Source organism: Pseudarthrobacter sp. SSS035, from assembly GCF_023273875.1.
Classification (GTDB): domain Bacteria; phylum Actinomycetota; class Actinomycetes; order Actinomycetales; family Micrococcaceae; genus Arthrobacter.
This window is the reverse complement of record NZ_CP096882.1, coordinates 1,183,780-1,207,380: the sequence shown is the minus strand read 5'-3', so window position 1 is coordinate 1,207,380 and position 23,601 is coordinate 1,183,780. Positions and strand designations below refer to the sequence as shown.

Genomic DNA, 23,601 nt, shown 5'->3' with positions numbered 1-23,601 from the left:
GCGGGACCAGCCTGATTGGACTATCCGGGCAAGCGGACGGCCGGGATAAGGTTGACGGCATGCCTTCGTTCCAGACCCGCCTGAAAATCACCGGACTGAAGCCTGGGAACCCGCCGGAAGCCGTGATGGCCGCAGCGGTCGAGGCGTTGGAGACCCGTCACCATGTGGAATCAAACCAGATCGAACTTGCCGCCGGCGTCCCCCAACTGAACCTCCGCTTCCTCGTGGAGGCGACCGAATACAGCGGTGAGAACCAGCAGGCGCGCGAATCGGCAGCGATGATGCGCGACGCCGTCGAACGCGTTGCACTCACCGGCTCACTGACGGTGCTCCGCCGCAACCGCGGCCGCTGGGCGCCCGTTTAAGCTCAGTCGTCCTGGCTCACTCGCCGGGGGCGGGCTCGTCCACCGGTGAGCGGGTGCCGCGCCGGCGGGTGACAATGACGCCGACGGCGGCCCCGATCACCAGGCCCAGCAACACGCCGATCAGCGAACTCGCCCAAAACGGCAGGTTGGTTGCCGATCCCGTGAAGTAGCCCAGGCCCACCAGCCAGCTGGCCCAGAGGACTGCGCCGAGGCCGGCGCACAGGCTGAAACCCCGTGCCGAAACGTCGGCGATGCCCGAGGCCGCCGACGTCGCCAGCCGCCCGCCGGGGATGAAGCGGGCGCCGATGATGGTTCCGTAGGTGGAGGAGCGGCCGGCCTTGGCTATGGCCGCGTGGATGCCCGTATGGACCTTGCGGCCCCAGCGCCAGCGGTCCAGGACATGGCTCAGCCGGCGTTTGAAGAGCTGGAACACCACCATGTCGCCGACCCAGGACGCCACTGCGGACAGTGCCCCCACAAGGAAGACGTTGGCCCGGCCGTCGGCCGAGAGGGCGCCGCCGGTAATCACCACCATCTCTGAGGGGATGGGCGGGAAGATGGCATCGCCGAGGACCACGGGGATGATCCAGAAGTAGATCGCCGCCCCCCAGCTGTCGGCGTTGCCAAAGTCCATGGCCACAAAGTACCGCACTTTTGCGCGGCAGCACGGCCTGAGCCGGCCGGCGGCACGGACTTGCCAGGCATTAGGTTCAGCGAGTGCCTCAGTACCCGGTGCCGATGTTCCGACGGCGTGGACCTGGGGCTCCGCCGGGAACTTCCCTGGGGACGTGGCTGAGGTGCCGGGCCGCGAGGAAATACCAGTACGGCCAGGCGACCCACGCTGTGGCGCCAAAGGCCAGTCCCGCCCCGCCGATGCCCCAGCGGATCCAGGCAGGCGCCTGTTCCACCGCGGTCAGCGCCGCCAGGGGCAACGCCACCACCAAGGCGCCGCCAATGAACTGTCCCAGCCTCCCGAGATCCCGGGGAAAGCTGCCCCTCTTGAGCAGTGCCCGGTTGGCCAGCAGGAACCAGCCGGCCTGGACCACCATGGCCCCCACCGAGATGCCAGTGGACACCGTGAAATCGAGCTTCTTCGCGACCAGGAGGAACGAGCTTGCTGATCCTGCGCCGCTGGCCGCGATCACCAGCCATTTGGCGGCCTCGGAGCCGGGTGTGCGGCGCAGGCGCCGGTGAACCTGGACGATCACCGGGATGATCACCAACTGGAAGACGCCGCCGGTGGCATCGTTGATGGTGCCGAAGACGTAGGGTCCGTTCTTTGGCACCTCAATGGCGTACATGGCTCCCAGGGTTGCCACGCCTACCACGCCCAGGCCCCCGGCCGCGTAGGCGAACTTGGCCGCCGTGCGGTCGCCGGGGATTTCGATGAGGGTATCCATGATGATTCCTCGCTCAGTGCAGATGCTCGAGCAGTGCAGATGCTCGCTCAGTGCGGATGGAACGCCGAGACAAGCTCGCTCAACTGGCTTGAGGGCAGGACACCGAGTTCGCCCTCCAGCCGGCTGGCAAACATCGTGTAGGCGCGGACCGCGGCGGCCCGGTTACCGGCGGCCAGGTGGGCCTGGACCAGCAGCAGATGGGCCGATTCCCTCAGTGGTTCGATGCTTGCCGCGGACAACGCCGCGATGACAGCTCCGCCGGGTTCGCCGGCCGCCAGATGCTGCCGGGCCATGAGTTCCAGCGCGCTGAGGCGCAACTGCCGCAGCCGCTCCTGTTCGAAGACCACCCAGTCGTCGTACCAGCCGGGAAGCAGGTCGGCGCGGCTCAAGTCGTCCAGGTAGCTGTCAGGAATCCGGGCTTCAGGCTGCGACTGCAGCGTGGCGACGTGGTGCTGCAATGCCGTGACATCGACCCTGACCCCCTCGTGAAGCTCCAGCGTGTCCGCGCCGGTCAGGAGAAGGTGCGGGAAGGCGTGGGAGATGCACCAGACGGTGGTGCGCAGGTTCCCGGCAGCCTGCGTTTCGCTGCTTTTGGGCCACAGCAGGCCAGCCAGGAAACTCCGGTGCCTGCAGCCAAGGAGTCTCACACACGCGATGAGCCGCTGTTCCCGGCTGGCCACCGTCACGGTATTGCTGCCGCGGCGCAACCGCCAGGCCCCCAGCAGGCTTAAATGCCAATCCTGTGCGAGAGCCACCGTCATGCCTATCCCCTTCAAGCGACCGGACAACACGCGATACCCCAGATAACCATCGTGGCACTGGGGCGCATCAAGTCAAGCCAATTTAGAAAGAGGGGTTTTTGGGTTATATACCGGGAATAGGTCCACATGCCCGTCAGCTTCATACCAGGACCCGGACCCACTTCGAGACGCTGACAAGGGAAGTCCTCGACGTTCCCTATGACAAGTCCCTCGTCTCCGGCGGACCGCTCAACTACCAGGCGCTGCTGCCGGCCACACGCGAGGCCTGGTTGCGTGCCTCGGCTGCGGTGATGCGGGGCCTATGAGCCGCACCGCGTAGGTGGGAAACTGGCGGCATGCGGATCACCATCCTCCAAGGCGACATCACCACCCGCACGGTTGACGCGATCGTGAACGCGGCTAACTCCTCCCTTCTGGGCGGCGGAGGCGTCGACGGGGCCATCCACAGGGCTGCCGGGCCGGAACTGCTGGCCGCCTGCCGCGAACTGCGCGAAACGGACCTGCCGCACGGGCTGGCGCCCGGAGCCGCCGTCGCCACTCCTGGATTCCGGCTGCCGGCACGCTGGGTCATCCATACTGTTGGGCCCAACCGGCACGTGGGGCAGACCAACCCGGCGCTGCTGGTCTCCTGCTTCAGCGAAAGCCTGCGGCTGGCGGACTCGCTGGGCGCGGCTTCCATCGCCTTCCCGGCGGTGGGCGGGGGAGTGTACGGCTGGCACGGGCGCCAGGTGGCGGAGGCCGCGTACGACGCCGTCACAGGGTTTGGTGCCTCACATCCGTCCATCGCGCTCGAGTTGGCGGAGTTTGTGCTGTTCGGCCCCGAGATGGAGCAGGCCTTCAAGGCGGTGTTCGATCAGCGCAAGGTTTGAGTAGCCTCGCTGAGGTGGAGCCCGCTGCGGTATTCCACGGGCTTTTTGCTGATGGGGTCCACAAAACGGATGCCGCGGGCCAGGAGCTGGAGCGGTTTGGAGTAGTCGTCCGGCGCCTTGTTCAGCAGGTCCGGATAAAACGAGTCATTCACGATGCCCAGGCCCAGCGAGGCCATGTGGACCCGGAGCTGGTGCGTTTTTCCGGAGTGCGGCTCCAGCCGGTACCGCGCCAGGCGGGCTGGGTGGGTTTCGGCTGCGGTGCCAGCGGCGGGGATGCCAGGCGCGCGGGTGCCGGCGGCACCTGCTGAAGTGCCGCCGTCGAACGTTTCCAGCCGTTCGATCCGGGTCTCCGCGTTCGGCTCGCCCTCGATCACTTCGGCCAGCAGGTAGCTGCGCGACTTGGTCATCCGGTTCCGGACCACCACGGGGAAGTCGACGGCGGGGCGTCCGGCGGCGGGCTCCGCGGCGGACACACACTCGTATTCCTTCTGCACCTGCCGCTTCTCGAACAGCACCTGGTAATTTCCGCGGGTTTCCGGGTTTGTGGACAGCAGCAGCACTCCCGCGGTCATCCGGTCCAGGCGGTGCATGGGGATCAGGTCCGGCAGGTTGAGCTGGTTCCGGAGCCGGACCAGGGCCGATTCCTGGATGTAGGTGCCGCCGGGGGTGGTGGGCAGGAAGTGCGGTTTGTCCACCACGAGGAGGTGGTCGTCCTGGTGCAGGATGCTGATTTCCACGGGGATGCGGGTCTCCGGCGGCAGTGAGCGGTAGTACCAGATGAAGGTGTGGTCCTCGAGCCTGGTGGCCCTGTCCAGGGCGACGCCGCCCTCGCCGACGATCTCGCCGGCGTCGAACCTGTCCTCGATGCCCTGCGGATCGATGTGGCCCCAGCGGTGCATCATGTAGTCCATGGCGGTGGTCCACGGCCCCTCGTCCGGGAGGCGCAGGCGGGTGGCGTTGACGCCTTCGCGCACGGGGAGGGGGGATTGCATCACCGGTCCATTCTACCCGCGCCCATTTAGACGGTTCCCTGCGCAGACGATGGTTCGAATCATCGTCTGCGCAGGGAACCATCGAATCGGAGCACGGATCCGGCGATCTCGGCACCGACGGAAAAAAAGTTCTTGACAATAAAAGTTGTCGGTTGGCATGATGGAAGCATGTTGGACATCGAAGTGATCGAGGACCCGGCCGCGGCGGAAGCGTCGTTGGACCCGATCCGGACGCGCATCCTCCGGGAGCTCGCGGAGCCAGGGTCGGCCACGCAGCTTGCCGCCAAGGTGGGCCTGCCGCGGCAGAAGGTTAACTACCACCTCAAAGCCCTTGAGCGGCACGGGCTGGTGGAACTCGTGGAGGAGCGGCGCAAGGGGAATGTCACCGAGCGCGTCCTCCAGGCGACGGCGGCTTCGTACCTGATTTCGCCCGTGGCCCTCGCATCGGTGGCACCGGATCCGCACCGGTTCTCCGACCGGTTCTCGGCCTTCTGGCTGCTGGCGCTCGCCGGGCGGATGGTCCAGGAAGTGGGCAAGCTGATCGCTGGCGCGGCCGCCGCCAGGCAGAAGCTGGCAACGTTCGCGATCGACGGCGAGATTACTTTCCGGACGGCCGCGGACCGGGCCGCGTTTGCCGAGGAACTCGGCGTCGCCGTAACCCGCCTGGTGGACAAATATCACGACGGCGGCAGCTCATCCGCGACGCCGGGCGGCACTTCCGCGGGTGGCGGACGGAAGCACCGGCTCGTCGTCGCTCTTCACCCCGTTCTCAAAACCCCCATCAAACCCCTCTCAGCGAAGGAGCAGGACAATGACTGACAACCGCGAATTTGAGATCGTGTACGACACCGAACTGCCCGGTACGCCCGAGCGTGCCTGGGAAGCCGTGACAAGTGGAACGCCGGCGTGGATGTTCCCCACGGACCAGTGGCCGGACGTCAAGACCGTGCAGGAGCATCCCACGCATCTCGTATCCCGGATGGACGGCCCGGATGGCTGGTTCAACCAGCTGGAGCACATCCTGGAACCGCTCGAAGGCGGCCGCGCCCGGCTGCACTATGTCCACAGCGGGATCTTCGCCGACAACTGGGACGAGCAGTACGACGGCGCCAGCAAGCACACGGCGTTCTATCTGCACACGCTGGGCCAGTACCTGCAGCACTTCGACGGCAAGCCGGTGGTGTTTACGGACATCCAGTCTCCGGTGGCGTCGCAGACCCCGGACGGGTTCGACCGCCTGAAGAAGGCTCTGGGCGTGGACTCCGCTGCGCAAGGTTCCGCTGTTGAGCTGGAGCTCGACGGCGTGGGGCGGCTGTCCGGGGAAGTGGACTTCTCCAACGAGCACTTCCTGGGCCTGCGGACGTCGGATGCGATGTACCGGTTCTTCGGCCGCAACGCATTCGGCGCGCCGGTGGGGATGACTGTGCACGACTTCAGCGGCAGCGGTGACTCATCAGCCACCGCCGAGGCCTGGGGCGGCTTCCTCGAAAAGGTCTACGCGTAAGGGCTCCTGAGCCCGGCACCCGAATATCGACTCGCACATTATCTGGCGCACCGGGAAATCCACCTGCGTCAGATAATTTGCGCGTCGCGGGCGGATCGGCGCGTCGGGAAAGTCCGCACGGGCGCGCACAAAGCGGCGTCAGGTCGCGTCAGGCGGCCCAGCCGCGGGCGACGGCGTCGAGGGCGGCGCTGTAGGCCGCGGCCCAGTCTGCATCCGGCGGCCCCACCTGGGCCAGTTCCAGGCTCACGAGGCCGTGGACCTGGCCCCAGATTGCGACGGCGACCATCTCCACGGGTGCCTGCAGTACAGTGCCCGCGGACTGGGCGGAGGCCACTGCTTCCATCAGGGGCTCCATGGCATCGGCGGCAGCGTCGGGGCTTGGCTGGCAATCGACGTAGGCGGCCAGCGCGCCGCCGAACATCAGCCGGTAGAGCGCCCGATGCTCCAGCGCCCAGGTCCGGTAGGCCACGCCGAGTCCCTGCAGGCCGCCCGGGGCCGCAGTCACCTGTGAGTCGCGGAAGGACCAAAACCCGTCGTCCACGACGGCCGTCAAGAGCTGGGATTTTCCGCCGAATAGCGAGTAGACGGCCGTAGTGGACGTTCCGGCGGCCGCTGCCACGTCCCGCAGATTCACGCGTGCGGGACCGTCGCGGTCCACCAGGTCAGCCGTGACGGCCAGCAGGTCCTGCCTGAGGGAATCGTTATGCACTACGGGTCTTGCCATGGAGTCCATTGTTTCATAACCTTGTTTCGTAACCGTGTTATGAAACAAGGTTATGAAACCGCGAACCGAAGGAGTTCCCATGGCGCAGAAGGTATTTCCGGGCCGGTATACCGCTGACCCGGGCCGCGAATCGGTGACGGTCTTCCTGATCGGCATGCGGGCGAACCGATGGTGGAAGGTCGGGACCGTCGGCAAGGTGGCTGCCGCCATGCCGCGGATGCTCCAGCACCTGGCCGCCGACCCCGCGGCAGGAATGCTCGGCTGTGAGCAGTGGTTCGGGCGCACCACCATCCTGCTCAGCTACTGGGAGAGCCCCGAGCACCTGCGGAAGTTCGCCGCGGACCGGGAGTCCCCGCACCTGGAACCGTGGCGACGATTCATGAAGGAACTCTCTGGGACCGGCGACGTCGGCGTCTGGCATGAGACGTACCAGGTGCCGGCCGGCGGGATCGAGGTTGTCTACAACGGGATGCCGGAGTTTGGGCTGGCCAAGGCGACGGCGCACGTCCCGGTCGGGGCCGGGACCAATACGGCCAAGCAGCGGATGGGCCGGGCCGCAGGCCGCGGTGCCAGCGGCACCTGATCCCGAAAGCCCGGCGCGTCACGCAATAGCCAAGGCCGGCGCGTTCTTCAGGGTCCGGCGGAGCTGCGGGGCGGCGTCGAGCCGGTCCTGGGCTGAGCGCAGGGCCAGGACGGCGGTCTCCAGCTGGTCCGGCGGCAGGGTGAAAGGCACCCGGAGGTAGCGTTCGAACGCGCCGCCGATGCCAAACCGCGGCCCGGCGGCCAGCCGGATGCCAAAATCCGGAGCGATGACCGTCAGTGCAGTGCTGACCGGTGCGGGCAGCCTGCACCAGACGGACAGACCGCCGGCCGGGCGTCCCGTTTCCCATTCCGGGAGGTGTCCGGCAAGGAGCTCCAGAAGTGCGGTGCGGTTGTCCCGGAGGGCGCTGAGCCGTGCGGGGAGCGGCTCGTCGAGGGCGCGGACCAAGTGGGCCGCCGCCAGCTGTTCCATAAGCGGTCCGCCCAGATCCAGGGACGTCCGTGCCGCCGCAAAGCGCTGGATCATGGCTTCGGAGGCGCGGATCCAGCCTGTCCGAAGTCCGGCCCAGTGGGATTTGCTGAGCGAGCCGATGGTGACCACTGCGGGACTGAAGGCTGCCACGGGACTGGTTTCGACGCCGTCGAGGTTCAGCGCGCGGAGGGTCTCGTCCACCACCAGGACCGTCCCCGCAACCGCGGCCGCCCGGACCAGTTGGCGGCGCTGGACATCGGGCATCAGCTGCCCGGTTGGGTTGTGGAAGTCCGGCACGACGTACGCCATCCTGGGACGCTGCTGTGTCATGGCGGCCTGCAGGGCGTGCATGTCCCACGCCAGGGAGGGACCGCCGTCGGCCCTGTCAGTGCCGGCGCCGTGGGCTGCGGTGAACGCCACCGGAATGGCCCGGCACCCGGCCGCGCGGATCGCATCCAGGGCATTTGGGTAGCTGGGGTGTTCCACCAGCACCCTGTCCTGCCGGCCAACCAAGGCGCGGATGATGATGTTCAGGGCGTGCTGCGCGCCCGATGTCACCAGGATCTGTTCGGCGGTGGTCGGCACGCCGGCCGCCGTATAACGCGCCGCCACCGTCTCGCGCAGGGGGAGCAGACCCATGGCGTCGTAGCCGAATCCCGGCAGCAGGGCGGGAAGTTCGGTGAGGGCTGCGGCGAACGCGCGATGCACCACCTCGCCGCAGGCGGGCAGCGACGCGTAGGCGAGGTCGATCAGACCCTCCGGTGCCGCGAGTCCGGGAGACGTTGTGCCGGGCGTCCGCCCCGCGGTTGTAAGGCCCGGGTCCGTGAGCACCGTGGTACCCAACGCCGTCAGGCGCGGAATCCGGGTCCGGCCCCTGCTGCCCTGCCCGCTGCTGAGGAAACCCTGCTCGCGGAGGTGGCCGTAGGCGGCTGTCACGGTGGTGCGGCTGACGCCCAGCGCCTCAGACAGTGCCCGCTCGCTGGGCAGGGCCGTGTCCAGGGCCACTCGGCCGTCCAGGACCAGGAGGCGGACGACGTCGGCCAGCTCGCGGTACGCGGGCGCGACGCCGAGGTTCCACTCGCCCAGGAGACGGGCCAGCGCGGGCGGGTTCAGCGAAGGGGACATGAAGCCAGTATCTCAGACTGGCTATGTAATTCAATGCCAGTTATCTGTCAGAGTGGTCGTTATGTTGACTCGCAGACTACTCCAGCTCTTTACCGGCCTCGCCATGTACGGCATCTCCCTGGCCATGTTCATCCGTGCCGGACTTGGACTGGATCCGTGGGATGTTTTCCATCAGGGAGTTTCCGGCCGGACGGGACTGAGCATCGGGGTGGTGGTCATCATTGTGAGTTTCCTGGTGCTGCTCCTCTGGATCCCGCTCCGGCAGTGGCCAGGGTTCGGCACGCTCTGCAACGCCGTGCTGGTGGGCGTCTTCGCGGACATCGGCCTGGCCTTGATCCCCGCGTTCTCGCATCTGGGCGGCCAGATCGGCATGCTCGCAGGCGCCGTGCTGCTGAACGGCATCGCGTCCGCCTGCTACATCGGCGCACGGTTCGGTCCGGGTGCCAGGGACGGGCTGATGACCGGACTGGCTCGGCGCACAGGCTGGTCCGTGCGGATCTCGCGCACCCTGATCGAAGTGGTGGTGCTGGGAGTGGGCTGGCTGCTGGGCGGTTCCGTGGGCGTGGGCACGGTGGTCTACGCCCTCGCCATCGGGCCGCTGGTGCAGCTGCTGCTCCCGCGGTTCATGGTGCCCGCAGCGCTTCCAGCCGAACCTGCAGTCCTTGAGCCGAATGCCGTTAAGTTGGACGCCGGTGAGTTCGATGCCGCCGAGTTGGACGCTGCAGGGTCAGACACCGGCGAGCCGGTCGCCGTCGAACGCGTGGCCAGGACTCCCTAGGACGCCCTAGGACCGCCTGGGACTTCTCAGGACACGACGCCTAGGGCAGCATTGGCTGGCACTGGGGGCAGAAGTAGATGTCCCGTTCCTCTTCGCCGTTGGGTTTGCCCAGCGCGCCGCGGCGGATGGGGGTCCGGCATTTCAGGCACGGCTGGTGTTCCCGCCGGTAAACCCAGTAGCCCGGACGGCCCGCCATCCGCCCGACGGGCATGCCTCGCGGATTAAGGATGGTCACCCGGCGTCCCGGGCCCAGGTTGGCTTCCAGCAGCTGCTTGGCATCCGTCATCAGGGTCCTGAGGTCGTGGACAGCTGAGACCGGTGTCGCCGGATGCACACCGGACAGGAAGCAGGCCTCGCAGCGGTAGATGTTGCCGATGCCCGCCAGGTTGCGCTGGTCCAGCAGGGCGACGCCGATGGGCACGTCGGGTGCCGCACGGATCCGCTGCTCCGCTTCGGCCGGGTCCCAGTCCGGACCCAGCAGGTCCGGACCCAGGTGGCCGACGATGGTGTCCTCGTCCGCGGTGCGGACCACTTCCACGATGCCCAGGGAGAATCCGACGGCGTCCGCTGCCGCCGTGCGCAGAACGCACCGGGCGGTGAATCCAGGCTTCCGCCAGCGCCCTCCGGGCGGATAGACCTGCCAGGTGCCTTCCATCTTCAGGTGCGAATGGATGGTGAGTTTCCGCTCCTCCGGTCCATTCCCGTCCGGTCCCAGCACGCGCATCAGGAGGTGCTTGCCGCGGGGGACCACCTCCTCCACGGTCCAGCCGGCCAGGTTGAGCGTGGCGAACCTCGGCACGCGGAAGTCCGAGGCGGTGAGCGTCTGCCCAGCCAAGGCCTTGTGCAGTTCGGCGGCCGCCCGCCAGACGGAGTCGCCCTCAGGCACGGATCCTCAGACCCTTGGGCGTTGAGTATGCCCCGGCGGCGGTGAGTGCGGCCGCCACCGGGGTGTCCAGGATGCCGTGGCCGTTGACCTTCTCCATGATGAGCTTGTCCACCGCTCCCCGGGTGACCACACCTACCAAGGCCGCGCCGGCGGCGGACAGCACGGCCGCGTCCTCGCTGAAGGCCAGCAGCGTTTTCCCGCCCCGTTCCACGTAGAGGACCAGGGCGCCGTCCACCAAGACCACCAGCGCCCCGGCTTTCCGTCCAGGTCGGTGGCCCGTTCCTGCCTCCACGTCGAGGGCAGGCCAGGACAAAGCAGCCCCATAGGGGTTGGCGGGATCCGTGGCTGCAAGGGCCAGTGCCATTGGCTCGGGCTTGGCCAGCTGGGTGTCCTCGGAATAGGAGCGCAGCCGGTCCACGGTTGCGGGGACAGCGAACTGGGCGGCCCCGAGGTGCTCGATGAAGTATCCGCGGCGGCAGCGTCCGGCCTCTTCCAGCCGGGCCAGCACCTTGTACATCAGGCCGAACCCGCCCAGGATCTGCTCCGCCATGACGGATCCCCGGGTCACCACGCCATACCGGTCCAGCAACAGTTCAGCCGTGGCGCGGGCGTGGATGGTGGCGTCCAGCTCGGGCGAGGGCAGGGCAGACCAACGCCCCGCGGCCAGCGGGGGAGTTGCCGCAGTGCCCGACAATGAGCCGTACCGTCCGCCGCCCAGCGCAGGGGAGCCCAGTCCAGGGGAGCCCAGCCCGGGCGATCCCAGGAGGCCGGTGCCGTGCGAGCGGCCGAGCCTGCTCAGCCTGGGGGCGCGGGCGCGGGGTGAACGCGCTACTTGGCGGTGCGCCGTGTGGCCGCCGGCGATGAGGGCGCGGACCGGGGCGAAGGTGTCGCCGGTGATGCGGCCCGCCCACGCCAGATCCCACAGCGCGGACACCACTTCCTGGTCGCTGGGCACCGCGTCCATGCCGCCTGCCACGTCCTTCAGTTGGCGGAAGAAGTAGCCGCCGCCGTTGTTCCTCAGGTGGTCGAGCAGGCGTTGCTGCGCGTCTCCGGGTTCGTATTCGACGGCGGGATTCAGCGTCAGTTCGGCGGAATCGGCCAGGTGGAGGCTGACCCAGCCGTCGTTTCCAGGCAACGCTCCGGCCCCGGACCAGAGGAGCTCGCCGGCGGCCATAAGCTCGTCGAGCATGGCGGGCTGGTAGTTCGAAACCCTGCTGGCCAGGACCAGCGGCTCCCACGCCGAAGCCGGTACCGGCACGCCGGAAAGCTGGTCGATCGCGGTGACAATGCCGTCCAGTCCCCGCAGGGACGGCTGCCCGCGCCCGGCGCCCGGCGTGCGGACATTCTGCCAGGCCGGCAGGAAGCGCCCATAGGCGGCGGCGTCCACCGGTTCCACTTCGGCGCGCAGTGCTGCGAGCGAACGACGCCGGAGCTTGCGGAGCACTTCGGCATCGCACCATTCGCTGGTGGTGGGGGCGGGAAGATGCGTCTGCGTGGGCTCTGTCGGGAGCGGCCGACCCGTTTGGACATCCTCAACTGGTGTTTCGTCCGATGGCCCATAGCGGGCAGCCTGTTCCGCTGGAGCGGCGTGCGGCCGGAACTCGCCTTCCACCACCCGGCCGTCCGCGGCGAGCCGTTTCAGCGCGGTGCCCACCACGGCGACGCCGAGCCCCAACCGGGCTGCCGCTTCCGCCGACGTGAAGGGTCCGTGCGTGCGCGCGTACCGGGAAACCAGGTCGCCCAGGGGGTCTGCCACCGGTTCGATGAAGGCAAGGGGAACGCCCATGGGAAGCGGAACGCCGATGGCATCACGAAGCCGGGCGGCATCCTCGACTGCGGCGTAGCGCTCGGCACCGCCGATGTTGACTCTGATGGCCCGGTTGGCCCGCAGCAGTGCGCTCAGGTGCGTCGTGGCCAGCGGAGTGTCGGCATGTGGGGTTTCGACAGGCTCAACCACCGGGGTTTCGGTGGGCTGCGGGGTTTCGGCAGGCTCAACCGCCGGCAGCGGCTCCAGCACCGGCGCAGCCTCCAGGCGGGCGGCGACCTCTTCCGGGGTCAGCGGACCCAGCAACCTGAGCAGGTCGGCGACGCCTTCCATGCCCCGGGCCCGGCGGTCCGGCGCAACGCGCTGGAGTTCAAGCTCGGTGGCCTCGATGACCTTCGCGTCCAGCAGTTCACGGAGCTCAACGCGGCCGAGCAGCTCGTTCAGGAGCGTCGAGTCCAGGGCCAGGGCTGCGGCCCGGCGTTCGGCCAGGGGCGAGTCCCCTTCATACAGGAACTGGGCCACGTACCCGAACAGCAGGGACTTGGCGAACGGCGACGGCTGCTGCGTGGTGGTCTGCACGATCCTGAGTTCGCGGCGTTCCACCGAGGCCGCAATGTCCTTCAGGGCCGGGAGATCGTACACGTCCTGCAGGCATTCACGGACGGTTTCCAGCACGATGGGGAACGTGGGGTATTTCCGGGCGACGTCGAGCAGCTGCGCCGACCGCTGGCGCTGTTGCCAGAGCGGCTGCCGCTTGCCGGGGGTTTGCCGGGGAAGCAGCAGGGCACGCGCGGCACACTCCCGAAAACGCGAGGCGAACAGCGCGCTCCCGCCCACCTCGGCGGTGACAATCTGTTCCAGCTCGTCGGGATCAAACAGGAACAGCTCGGCGCCGGGCGGCTCGTCCTCCATCATGGGGACCCGCAGCACGATGCCGTCGTCCGCCGCCATGGCCGACCCGTCCAGGCCGTACCGCTGATGAAGGCGCTGCCCGACGGCGAGTGCCCAGGGAGCGTGCACCGGCATCCCGAACGGGCTGTGCAGGATCACTCGCCAATCGCCCAGTTCGTCGTGGAAGCGCTCCACCACCAGCGTGGTGTCGCAGGGGACAACATCGGTGGCGAGCTTCTGTTCACTGAGGTACTGGATCAGGTTGTTGGCGGCGAATTCATCCAGCCCGCTGGCCTTGCAGCGTTCGGTGGCAGGGCCGACGTCGGACGCGGACAGTTCACGCACGAAGGCGCCCAGCGCGCGGCCCAGGTCAACGGGCCGACCCAGTGAATCCCCCTTCCAGAAGGGGAGTTTGCCCGGCTGGCCGAAGGCGGGGGAGACCAGGACGCGGTCGTGGGTGATGTCCTCGATTTTCCAGCTGGTGGCGCCCAGCGCAAAAATGTCGCCCACCCGGGACTCGTAGACCATTTCCTCGTCCAGTTCGCCCACGCGGCGGCCGCCTTTTGCCGGTGACGCGGCAGGTTTGCCGTCCGCTCCCGGCGCACCGGAGCCTTCCACCTCGGTGCCGATGATGTACACACCGAAGAGGCCGCGGTCCGGGATGGTTCCGCCGGACGTCACGGCAAGCCGCTGGGCGCCGGGCCTGCCTTCGATGGTGCCGGCGTTCCGGTCCCAGATGATCCGGGGCCGCAGTTCCGCGAATTCGTCCGACGGGTACCGGCCGGCCAACAGGTCAAGGGTGGCCTCGTAGGCGGACCGGGGGAGGGACGCGAACGGGGCGGACCGGCGGACGGTGGCGAACCATTCCTCCACATCGATGCTGCCCAGGGCGGTGGCCGCGACGGTCTGCTGGGCCAGGATGTCCAGCGGATTGGCCGGGACAAAAAGCCGCTCGATCTTTCCTTCGAGCATCCGCTCCACGGTGATGGCCGTGTGCACCAGATCTGCCCGGTGCTTGGGAAACAGCACTCCCTGCGAAATTTCCCCCACCTGGTGGCCGGCGCGGCCCACACGTTGGAGCCCGCTGGCCACCGACGGCGGTGATTCCACCTGCACCACGAGGTCCACGGCGCCCATGTCGATGCCGAGTTCCAGGGACGAAGTGGCCACGACGCAGCGCAGCCGGCCGGACTTGAGATCGTCCTCAATCAGTGCCCGTTGGTCCTTGGAAACGGAGCCGTGGTGGGCGCGGGCCAACAAAGGATCGGCTCCCGCCGTGCTGCCGGCCTGCGCCATCATGTGGGCCGGAGTCGCCGTGGAAGCGGGGACACCCGGGGTGCCTGATTCAACAGCATCCGAGTCAGGTGGGTCCCAGCCACCACCGACCGCGATCAGTTGCCGTTCGGCGTAGATCTCGTTGAGCCGCGCCGTGAGCCGTTCAGCCAGCCGACGGGAGTTGGCGAAGACGATGGTGGACTGGTTGGCCAGCACCAGGTCAACGATCTTTTCCTCCACATGGGGCCAGATCGAGGCCTGGGGCTGCAGGCCTGATGCCGGACCGGAGTCAAAGGCGCCGGCGGCGCCCGGGAGGTCGGACATGTCCTCCACCGGGACGGATACGGTGAGGTCCCAGTTTTTCCGTGACGGCGGGGCCACTATTTCCACCGGCGCAGCACCGGCCAGGAACTGGGCCACCAACTCGCGGGGCTCCACCGTTGCGGAGAGCCCGATCCGCTGGGCGGGCTTGGGAAGCAGTGCATCCAGCCGTTCCAGCGAGACCGCCAGGTGCGCGCCACGTTTGGTTCCGGCGACGGCGTGGACCTCGTCAACGATGATGGTGTCCACCTCGGTGAGGGTCTCGCGCGCCCTGGAGGTGAGCATCAGGAACAGCGATTCCGGCGTGGTGATGAGGATGTCCGGCGGGTTGCTGAGCAGCGCGCGACGGTCCGCCGTCGTGGTGTCACCGGACCGGACCCCCACGGTGATCAGGGGCGCTGGAAGTCCCAGCCGCTTGGCAGTCTGGGTGATTCCGATCAGCGGCGAGCGGAGGTTGCGTTCCACATCCACGCCGAGGGCCTTAAGCGGCGAGATGTACAGGACGCGGGTCCTGCGTTTGGGCGGGCGGGGGCGTCGTCCTTTGGCCTGCCCTTTCACCCCCCCTTTGACCGATATAGCATCCACGCCCGGCAATACAGCGTCACCCAGTTCCGGATCAGGGGCCGGCGCCTCAACGAGCAAACGATCCAGGGCCCAGAGGAACGCCGCGAGCGTCTTGCCCGATCCGGTGGGCGCCACCACCAGTGCATGCGAGCCGGACGAGATCGCGTTCCAGGCGCCGGTCTGGGCAGGGGTGGGCTCCGCAAATGCACCCAGGAACCAGTCCCGGGTGGGCCGGCTGAAACGGCCCATGGGAGTGCCAGGAAGGGCGTCCGGCTCCGCTCCCGGCGGTTGCTGCTCCTGCATTCCTCCATCATGCCCTACCCCACCGACAGTATTGCCGGCACCGCTGGAGGCGCGGATCAACCCTGCTAGAGCCTCGGAAGATCCCTGGTGGCGGGTCCTTCGAGGAGCTTGCCGTCGCGGCTGAAGCGCGAGCCGTGGAGCGGGCAGTCCCAGGTCAGTTCGCTGTCGTTCCAGTGGACGATCCCGCCCAGATGCGTGCAGACCGCGGAGAGCCTGCACGTGGTGCCGTCCACTGTGGAGACCGCCGCGGGCCGCGCGCCATCGCGGTAGACCCTGCCGCCGTCGTCGGCCGGTACGGGACCTCCGGTGGGTGGGCCTGTCGGCACCCCGTTTTCGGCAGGCTCAACCACCGGCCTGCCAATCACCGACTTGCCAACCGCCAGCTTCCCCCAGTCGGTGGCCAGCCGCGCAGCCACTCCCGCGTTGACGGCGACGGCGGTCATTGCCCCGCCCGGAGACGTCACGCGGTGATGGATCGTGTTGGCCCAGCGGAGGTGGCCGCCGAGGATGTCCGCGGAGATGCCCAGGGCGGCGGCCACCGCGTTGGTCATGCCCCACTTGTTGTATCCGGTGCCGAAGAAGATGTGGCCCCGGCCCCGTGGCAGTTTGCCAAAGAAGGGCATGAGGTTGGTGGCCTGGTAGTCCTGGGCCGACCACGTGTGGGTGGTTACCGCACCCGGGAAGTGTCCGGTAGCCCAGTCCAAGAGGCCCGACAGATGGGATTTCTCCGATCCGGTCCGCCCCACCTGATGCCCGTGCCCGCCCACCAACAGGAAGTGACGGCCGTCAGCCGCATAATCCCGCAAGGAGTGGGTGGGTTCCTCGGCCGAGAGGTACATTCCGGGCGGCGCGGTGACTCCGGCAGGCAGCTCCAGGGCCGCGGCGTAGGAGCGCAGGGGCTTGAGTTTTGTGAAGTAGAGCCCGCGGTCCAGGATGGGGATTCCGGTGGCGAGAACAACGTTGTTGGCGGTGACTGTGCCCTGGTCCGTGTGGACAGTCAGCGGCCCGCTTCCGGAGACATTTCGCAGCCGGGTCCCGCCCACCACGCTCCCGCCGCGGGCCCGAACGTCCTTCAGCAGCGTGTCCAGGACGTCCATCGGGTTGATTTGGGCCTGATTGGTCAGGAGCAGGGCGCCTTGGATGGGGAAGGGGAGGCGTGCATCGCGGACGTACTCGACGTCCAGGCCGGCGGTGGTCGCTGCGCCGAGTTCCTCAAGCAGCCGCTCGGTCCCTTGGGCGGTGGTGGCGTACGTGTAGGCATCCCGGCGCTGATACGGCACGTGGTGTTCGTCGAGATAGCGGAGCAGCCACGACTGCCCCTCCCGGTTGGCTTCTACATAGGCCCCAACCTGCTTCTGCGCATACTGCCTGGCCAGGGCAGCCAGGACGGTCCCCTGCAGCAGACTCACTTTCGCCGTTGTGTTTCCGGTGGTCACGGCCCCGGGAAACCGGGCCTCCAGGACGAGGACCCGCTGCCCCGACCGCGCGAGCAATAGCGCGGTGACCAGCCCCGTCAGCCCGGCTCCTGCCACCACGGTGTCGTAGCTGTTGCCTGCTTCGAATGGGTCAGTCTCGAACGCGTCAGTACTGAAGGATTGCCCGCGGTCCAACCAGAGCGACGTCATGGAAGCCAAGTGTACTTATCATGACGTGTCGGGCCCAGAGCCCGCGCTGGGGATGCGGGCACACTGTTGACGCCGGATGTGAGGCAGGATACAGTTTACGAAGTTATACGAATAACCCACGAAAGCAACTGGCCCGAGGAGGTGCCCATTATGGCTGGATCGCGGCCAAAGTCAGGACCGACAATGCACGACGTCGCTGCTGCTGCCGGTGTTTCACAGGCCACCGTGTCGCTGGTGCTGAATTCAGCCTCCGGGTCGCGTTTCTCCGAGGAGACGCGCAAGCGCGTTCGGGACGCCGTGAATCGGCTGGGCTACCGCACCAACGCCCACGCCAAAGTCCTTCGAGAGGGCGTGGCCGGCATGATCGGTTTCATCGGAGATTCCGTGGCCACCACTCCTTTTGCGGGCGCCATCATCGAAGGCGCGCAGCAGCGGGCCTGGGAGGACGGACTCCTCCTGCTCTCGGTAAACACCGGTGGTGATAGGGAGCTCGAGGCCGCGTCTTTGGACACCATGCTCTCCTATAAGGTCGCCGGCGTGGTCTACGCCGCCATGTACCACCGCTGGCTGGAGGTTCCTGAGGCCCTGGCGGGCGTCAGGTCCGTGGTGCTGAATTCTCAGGACCGGGCCGGCCTCGTCCCGAGTGTCGCCCCGGACGAGGTCAAAGGCGGCTACGCGGCCACCAGTCGATTGCTCGAGGCGGGCCACGCCCGGGTGGGGATGATCAATATCGAAACCCTTGAAAGCGGACTTCCTGCCGCCGTCGGCCGCTACGAGGGCTACTGCGCGGCACTTGAGGAAGCGGGGCTGGACGTTGATCCGTCGCTGGTCCGCTTCGGTACAGGCGGTGAGGAGGACGGCTACAAGTACACGCTGGAGCTGATGACCTCCGGCAACCCGCCCACCGCAATTTTCTGCGCGAACGACCGCGGCGCCTGGGGTGCTTACCAAGCAGTCTCGGACCTGCGCCTCTCGATCCCCGGGGACGTCTCGATCGTGGGGTTTGATAATCAGGCGACTCTGGCGCCGTTTCTTCGCCCGGGATTGACCACTTTCGAATTGCCGTTCGTCGCCATGGGCCGGCGCGCGGTTGAGCTGATCCTCCAGGACGCGGAACCCGATGGCCGGGTCGAGCTCATGGACTGCCCCCTGATTGAACGGAATTCAGTGACTCATCCTAAGGAGATGCCATGAGCCGCACCATCCCGGCCCGACGCGGGCGTCCTGCTGCGGCGCCGTTGCCGCAGCGGAAAATTTCTCTTTCGCTCCGCATGAAGAGAATTTCCCGCGCCTGGCAGTTATACGTATTACTAGCCCCGGCGATCATCTACGTTCTGGTCTTCAAGTACTGGCCGATGTACGGCGTTCAGATCGCTTTCAAGAACTACAACCCGGTGGACGGGTTTACGGACAGCCCCTGGGTGGGCCTGACCCACTTCATCAGGTTTGTGAACTCTTACCAGTTCGGCCAGGTGGTCGGTAACACCTTGTGGATCGCCGTCCTAGGCCTGCTGCTGGCCTTCCCCATTCCGATCATCCTGGCGTTGCTGGTCAACCAGCTCCAGAGCGAGAGGTTCAAGAAGTTCACGCAGACGGTGCTGTATTCGCCCGCATTCATCTCCACCGTGGTGGTGGTGGGCATCATGTTCGTAGTTCTGTCCCCGAGGTCGGGGCTGGTGAACAACGCCATCCAGCTGGGCGGCGGTGAGCCGATCTTCTTCATGGGTTCGGCGGATTGGTTCCGTCCTATCTATGTGATCTCGGATGTCTGGCAGAACGCCGGCTTCTCGATGATCGTGTACCTGGCGGCCCTGGCGGCCATCGACCCGGCGCTCCACGATGCGGCCAAGGTCGACGGTGCCTCGAAGCTGCAGCGCATCCGGCACATCGACCTGCCGGGCATCATGCCGGTGGTGACCATCCTGTTCATCCTGGCTATCGGCAACCTGCTCAACGTCGGTTTCGAGAAGGCGCTGCTGATGCAGACGCCGCTGAACCTCTCAAGCTCGGAGATCATCCAGACCTACGTCTACCACGCGGGCCTGCAGCAGGCGCAGTTCAGCTACTCGGCCGCCATCGGCCTGTTCAACTCCCTCCTCAACCTGGCACTGCTGCTCGTCTTCAACACGATTGCGCGCCGGGCCAACCAAGCGACCCTGTGGTGATGCCGAAATGTCCCTGACAACCAACCCCCGCACAACCGTGAACCCGAACCGGCCCCTCAGCCAGGTCCTCCCCAAGCCGTCGCTGCGCGACAAATACGGCGACCGTGCCTTCAACATCGCCGCCACCACTGTCCTGTTGCTGTCCATTCTGGCCGTGGTCTATCCGCTGTACTTCATCGTCATCGCTTCCATCAGCGACCCGAATGCCGTGTACGAAGGTAAGGTCTGGCTGTTTCCTTCCGGGGTGACTACAGAGGGTTACGAACGGATCTTCGCCGACAGCCGCATCTGGAATGGCCTGGGCAACACCGTCATCTACACCGTGCTCGGCACCGCCGTGAGCGTCAGCACCATCCTGTGCGGCGCCTACGCACTGTCCCGCAAGGACATGCCCGGCCGGAAGATCCTGATGCTCCTGTTCGTGATCACCATGTTCTTCGACGGCGGACTCATCACCAAGTACCTGGTGGTCCGCGACCTGGGCATGCTGGACACCGTCTGGGCAGTGGTCCTTCCCGGCGCGGTGGGCGTGTGGAACCTGATCATCGCCAGGTCCTTCTTTGAACACACCATCCCCAACGAGTTGCGCGAAGCCGCGCAGATGGACGGGGCAACCGACTTCAAATTCTTCTTCAAAATGGTGCTCCCACTGTCCAAACCGCTGATCATGCTCATGATCATGGTCCACGTCGTGGCTCAGTGGAACTCGTTCTTTGACGCACTGATCTTCCTCAACGACGACTCCAAATACCCGCTGCAGCTCGTCCTGCGCAACATCCTCATCCAGTCAGACGTCTCCTCCACCGGAACCACCGGCGGAGACATCGAATCCTATGCCGCCGCGCAAAGGATCGCAGAGCTCACCAAGTACGCCATGATCGTCGTCTCGAGCCTGCCCCTCATGATTGCCCTGCCATTCATGCAGAAGCACTTCACTAAGGGCGCCATGATCGGCGCCGTCAAATAGCTCCTTCCCGTATGGAGACCGCCCGGGCAATCGCCGTCGGACGGCACCATCCCCACCTCAGTAACCCCCTCAGAATAGGAATGACCATGGCATTCAGCCGCAAATTCACCGCCCTCGGCGCCGTCCTGGCCGGAACATTGATGTTCACCGCCTGCTCCGGCGGCGGCTCAGGCACCACGGAGATCAAAGACGCCTCCGCGGACTTCGGCTTCCAGGAAACAGGCTTCCCGATCGTCAGCAAGCAGCTCGACCTGACCTTCTCTGGCACCAAGGCGGCTCTCGCACCGGACTACAACACCATGACCGTGGTCAAGGAATGGGAAAAAGCCACCAACGTCCACATCAACTGGGAGAACCTGCCCGAAACGGTCTTCCAGGAAAAGAAGAACCTCATCCTGGCCAGCGGTGACCTGCCCGACGCGTTCTTCAACACCGGCCTGACCGACGCCGAGATCGCCACCTACTCCGCCAGTGGCACGCTCATCCCGCTCGAGGGTCTGATCGAGAAGAACGCCCCGAACCTCTCCAAGATGCTCTCGGAACGACCTGACATCAAGGCAGCCATCACCTCGTCGGACGGGCACATCTACTCCCTGCCGTCGGTGGAGGAGCTCGGCCTGGTCCAGTTCCCCAACGAACTGGCCATCAACACTTCCTGGCTGAAGAAGCTCAACATCCCGATGCCGAAAACCATCGATGAGTTCCACGATGCACTGCTGGCCTTCAAGACCCAGGACGCCTCCGGGACCGGCAAAACTATCCCGCTGAGCTTCATGCCCGGCTCCTGGTGCGGGGACATCGTTGACCTGATCGCCGCCCTCGGCGGAGTGCCGGACAACATGGACCACCGCATCGTCCAGGACGACAAAGTCATCTTCACCCCCACCCAGGACGGCTACAAAAAAGCCATCCAGACCCTGCACGAGTGGTACCGGGAAGGCCTGATCGACCCCGAATCCTTCTCCCAGGATGACAAGGCGTACCTGGCCAAGGGCAAAGCCGCCACGGAAAACCTCGGCTCATTCGTCTGGTGGGAAGTCCCCGAAATGGTCGGCGCTGACCGCGCCAACAACTACGCCCTGGTCCCGGTCCTGGAAGGCGTGAACGGCAAACGGATCGCCAGCCAGTCCAACAACCAGGAAATCGCCCGCGGCGCCTTCGCCATCACCCGGGCCAACAAATATCCGGCCGCGACCATGCGCTGGGCCGACAACCTCTATGACCCCATCCAGTCCGCCCAGGCCAACTGGGGACCCATCGGTGAAACCCTGCAAAAGGACGCCAGCGGACTGCTGACGCAGATCCCGGCCCCGGCCGGGACCAGCGAAGGCGAACGCCGCCAAAAGGTCGCCCCGGGCGGCCCGAAGGCCAACACCGCCGAGAACTTCACCACCGTCGTCGCGCCAGAACCACGCGCCGCCGAACGCCAGAAGACCGTCAACGAACTCTACAAGCCCTTCGCCGGCAACGACGGCTACCCGCCGGTCGCCCTCTCCAACGAAGAACTGCAGCAGATCAGCACCATCCAGACGGACATCACCTCCCTGGTGAAGCAGAACATGGCCAAGTGGATCGTCTCCGGCGGCATCGAGCAGGAATGGGACGGCTACGTCTCCCAGCTCAAAAATGTCGGCGTCGACAAAATGATTGAGGTCTACCAGCAGGCCTACGACCGCTACAAGAGCAACTCCTAGCTCCGACAAACCGGGTGGGCCGGCGCAAACCGGCCCACCCGCCCACGAAACCCTTTACAGGGGCTCCCCAGACTTGCAAAGAAACGAGACCTGACCTTCATGACTGCCGCGACCGCCACGACAGCCGACACTTTCCGGCCGGCCCTGCATTACACGGCCCGGAACACCTGGCTAAATGACCCCAACGGCCTGATTTTTCATGAAGGCGTCTACCACCTCTATTACCAGAACAACCCGCTGGACAACGTGTGGGGAAACATGTCCTGGGGACACGCCACCTCCCCGGACCTGGTTACCTGGACCGAACACCCCGTCGCCATCTCCTGTGATGAGGAAGAGGACATCTTCTCCGGCAGTATCGTCTTCGACCGGGACAACACCAGCGGATTCGGCACCGACTCGGCTCCACCGTTGGTCGCGGTCTACACCAGCGCCTTCAAACCCGGCTCCGCACATGAGGGCGTCCAGGCCCAGTCCCTCGCCTACAGCCGCGACGGCTACACGTGGAGCAAACACACCGCCAACCCCGTCCTGAACCGCGGATCAGCTGAGTTCCGCGACCCCAAAGTCATAAGGTATGACGGCGGCGCCGGCAGTTACTGGGTCATGGTCGCCGTCGAAGCCACGGACTTCCATGTGGTGCTCTACAAGTCCGAGGACCTGAAGAGCTGGGAGTTGCTGAGCACGTTCGGCCCGGCCAACGCCACCGGAGGTGTCTGGGAGTGCCCCGACCTGTTCCCCCTCCCGGTCGATGGCGACCCGGAGAACCTTCAGTGGGTCCTCACCGTCAACCTCAACCCGGGCGGACCCAACAACGGCTCCGCCGGGCAGTACTTCGTCGGAGAATTCGACGGGACCGCGTTCACTTCGGCCACCACCGTGACCGAAGGCGTCCAGGACCCGGACCGGCTGGGCGAGTACCAGTGGCTGGACTGGGGCCGGGACTACTACGCCGCGGTCTCTTTCAGCGACGTCCCCGATAACCGGCGCCTCATGATCGCCTGGATGAACAATTGGGAATACGCCAACCAGATCCCCACCTCGCCCTGGCGCAGCCCCATGACGCTGGGCCGCGAAGTATCCCTCCGCACCTTTGACGGAAAGGTGCGACTGATTCAAGAGGCCACCGGAGATTTCGCCTCAATTTCCGACCCGGCCCGGGCGTTCAGCCTCGCGCACACGGAAATCGCTGAGGGTACACACATCCTGGACGGTGCAGCGGGCAGCGTCCAACGCATAGATATCACCCTGACGCCCGGAAGCGCCACGGAATTCGGGCTTGTGGTCCGCGGCGACGGCGACGAGGGAACCCGCATCGGCGTCAGGCCCGTTGAAGGCACCCTCGTTGTTGACCGGCGCGATTCCGGACAGTCAGGTTTCCACGAAGCTTTCGCCTCCATCGACACCGCCCCTATCCGCGGGATCGAAGGCTCCTACAAGCTCACCATCTTCGTGGACCGCTGCTCCGTTGAGGTCTTCGCCCAGGACGGCCAGGTCACCATGACCGAACTGATCTTCCCGGCACCCACCAGTACCGACCTCGCGCTCTATTCCATCGGTGGCACGGCCACGGTCACCAACCTGGACGTCATTCATTACGCCTGAACCGGCACCC

Annotated in this window: 21 protein-coding genes; 12 read left to right on the top strand and 9 right to left on the bottom strand. The window is 66.4% G+C overall.

Annotation, left to right across the window (positions count from 1 at the left end; all coding sequences use genetic code 11):
• Positions 1-59: 59 nt before the first annotated feature.
• Positions 60-365: a hypothetical protein gene (locus MUN23_RS05425; RefSeq protein WP_058930109.1), complete on the top strand. Its 306-nt coding sequence runs from the start codon at positions 60-62 to the stop codon at positions 363-365.
• Between the two features lie 16 nt (positions 366-381).
• Here the strand turns inward: MUN23_RS05425 and MUN23_RS05420 are convergent, their stop codons facing one another.
• The 3 genes from MUN23_RS05420 to MUN23_RS05410 form a co-directional block, all read right to left on the bottom strand.
• On the bottom strand, positions 382-999 hold the full coding sequence (locus tag MUN23_RS05420) for a DedA family protein (protein ID WP_248762836.1): 618 nt from the start codon (positions 997-999) through the stop codon (positions 382-384).
• 88 nt (positions 1,000-1,087) lie between these two features.
• Positions 1,088-1,765, bottom strand: coding sequence for a hypothetical protein (locus MUN23_RS05415; protein WP_248762834.1), 678 nt, complete (start codon positions 1,763-1,765; stop codon positions 1,088-1,090).
• Between the two features lie 47 nt (positions 1,766-1,812).
• The gene (locus MUN23_RS05410; RefSeq protein ID WP_248762832.1) at positions 1,813-2,526 is read right to left on the bottom strand and encodes a BTAD domain-containing putative transcriptional regulator; all 714 of its coding nucleotides are present in this window, start codon (positions 2,524-2,526) and stop codon (positions 1,813-1,815) included.
• A 98-nt stretch (positions 2,527-2,624) separates the two neighbouring features.
• Between MUN23_RS05410 and MUN23_RS05405 the strand changes: the two genes are divergently transcribed.
• Complete coding sequence (locus MUN23_RS05405) at positions 2,625-2,831, top strand: hypothetical protein (protein WP_248762830.1); 207 nt, start codon at positions 2,625-2,627, stop codon at positions 2,829-2,831.
• A gap of 30 nt (positions 2,832-2,861) precedes the next feature.
• Positions 2,862-3,395: an O-acetyl-ADP-ribose deacetylase gene (locus MUN23_RS05400; protein WP_248762822.1), complete on the top strand. Its 534-nt coding sequence runs from the start codon at positions 2,862-2,864 to the stop codon at positions 3,393-3,395.
• Here MUN23_RS05400 and MUN23_RS05395 read toward each other — a convergent pair.
• A complete protein-coding gene (locus MUN23_RS05395; protein ID WP_248763999.1) occupies positions 3,380-4,387 on the bottom strand; it encodes an RluA family pseudouridine synthase in 1,008 nt (335 codons plus the stop codon). The two genes, MUN23_RS05400 and MUN23_RS05395, sit on opposite strands and share 16 nt — an antisense overlap.
• Positions 4,388-4,555: 168 nt before the next feature.
• Here MUN23_RS05395 and MUN23_RS05390 point away from each other — a divergent pair, with 168 nt between their 5' ends.
• Complete coding sequence (locus MUN23_RS05390; protein WP_248762821.1) at positions 4,556-5,206, top strand: helix-turn-helix domain-containing protein; 651 nt, start codon at positions 4,556-4,558, stop codon at positions 5,204-5,206.
• The gene (locus tag MUN23_RS05385) at positions 5,199-5,891 is read left to right on the top strand and encodes an SRPBCC domain-containing protein (RefSeq protein WP_248762819.1); all 693 of its coding nucleotides are present in this window, start codon (positions 5,199-5,201) and stop codon (positions 5,889-5,891) included. The genes MUN23_RS05390 and MUN23_RS05385 overlap by 8 nt, the downstream gene beginning before the upstream one ends.
• A 148-nt stretch (positions 5,892-6,039) precedes the next feature.
• Here MUN23_RS05385 and MUN23_RS05380 read toward each other — a convergent pair whose 3' ends face one another.
• Positions 6,040-6,615: a TetR-like C-terminal domain-containing protein gene (locus MUN23_RS05380; RefSeq protein ID WP_248762813.1), complete on the bottom strand. Its 576-nt coding sequence runs from the start codon at positions 6,613-6,615 to the stop codon at positions 6,040-6,042.
• Positions 6,616-6,694: 79 nt separating this feature from the next.
• On the opposite strand from MUN23_RS05380, the gene MUN23_RS05375 reads away from it, so the two are divergent.
• Complete coding sequence (locus tag MUN23_RS05375; protein ID WP_248762811.1) at positions 6,695-7,198, top strand: DUF4188 domain-containing protein; 504 nt, start codon at positions 6,695-6,697, stop codon at positions 7,196-7,198.
• 18 nt (positions 7,199-7,216) lie between these two features.
• Here the strand turns inward: MUN23_RS05375 and MUN23_RS05370 are convergent, their stop codons facing one another.
• Positions 7,217-8,752, bottom strand: a complete 1,536-nt coding sequence (locus tag MUN23_RS05370) for a PLP-dependent aminotransferase family protein (RefSeq protein WP_248762809.1) — start codon at positions 8,750-8,752, stop codon at positions 7,217-7,219.
• Between the two features lie 61 nt (positions 8,753-8,813).
• Between MUN23_RS05370 and MUN23_RS05365 the strand changes: the two genes are divergently transcribed.
• The gene (locus tag MUN23_RS05365) at positions 8,814-9,530 is read left to right on the top strand and encodes a YitT family protein (protein ID WP_248762808.1); all 717 of its coding nucleotides are present in this window, start codon (positions 8,814-8,816) and stop codon (positions 9,528-9,530) included.
• A gap of 40 nt (positions 9,531-9,570) precedes the next feature.
• Here the strand turns inward: MUN23_RS05365 and MUN23_RS05360 are convergent, their stop codons facing one another.
• The 3 genes from MUN23_RS05360 to MUN23_RS05350 form a co-directional block, all read right to left on the bottom strand.
• Positions 9,571-10,416: an Fpg/Nei family DNA glycosylase gene (locus tag MUN23_RS05360; RefSeq protein ID WP_248762802.1), complete on the bottom strand. Its 846-nt coding sequence runs from the start codon at positions 10,414-10,416 to the stop codon at positions 9,571-9,573.
• Positions 10,409-15,535: a DNA glycosylase AlkZ-like family protein gene (locus MUN23_RS05355; RefSeq protein WP_248762800.1), complete on the bottom strand. Its 5,127-nt coding sequence runs from the start codon at positions 15,533-15,535 to the stop codon at positions 10,409-10,411. Before MUN23_RS05355 ends, MUN23_RS05360 begins: the two co-directional genes overlap by 8 nt.
• 65 nt (positions 15,536-15,600) lie before the next feature.
• Complete coding sequence (locus tag MUN23_RS05350; protein ID WP_248762791.1) at positions 15,601-17,160, bottom strand: FAD-dependent oxidoreductase; 1,560 nt, start codon at positions 17,158-17,160, stop codon at positions 15,601-15,603.
• A gap of 183 nt (positions 17,161-17,343) precedes the next feature.
• On the opposite strand from MUN23_RS05350, the gene MUN23_RS05345 reads away from it, so the two are divergent.
• From MUN23_RS05345 to MUN23_RS05325, 5 genes are all read left to right on the top strand, one after another.
• Entirely contained in the window at positions 17,344-18,354 is a 1,011-nt protein-coding gene (locus tag MUN23_RS05345) for a LacI family DNA-binding transcriptional regulator (RefSeq protein WP_248762789.1), read from the top strand.
• Positions 18,351-19,325 (top strand): sugar ABC transporter permease, encoded by a 975-nt coding sequence (locus MUN23_RS05340; RefSeq protein ID WP_248762781.1) that lies wholly within the window; start codon positions 18,351-18,353, stop codon positions 19,323-19,325. Before MUN23_RS05345 ends, MUN23_RS05340 begins: the two co-directional genes overlap by 4 nt.
• Positions 19,326-19,332: 7 nt before the next feature.
• Positions 19,333-20,292 (top strand): carbohydrate ABC transporter permease, encoded by a 960-nt coding sequence (locus MUN23_RS05335; RefSeq protein WP_248762779.1) that lies wholly within the window; start codon positions 19,333-19,335, stop codon positions 20,290-20,292.
• Positions 20,293-20,378: 86 nt separating this feature from the next.
• Positions 20,379-21,986 (top strand): ABC transporter substrate-binding protein, encoded by a 1,608-nt coding sequence (locus tag MUN23_RS05330; RefSeq protein ID WP_248762777.1) that lies wholly within the window; start codon positions 20,379-20,381, stop codon positions 21,984-21,986.
• A 99-nt stretch (positions 21,987-22,085) separates the two neighbouring features.
• Positions 22,086-23,591, top strand: a complete 1,506-nt coding sequence (locus MUN23_RS05325; protein WP_248762775.1) for a glycoside hydrolase family 32 protein — start codon at positions 22,086-22,088, stop codon at positions 23,589-23,591.
• The last annotated feature ends 10 nt before the right edge of the window (positions 23,592-23,601 follow it).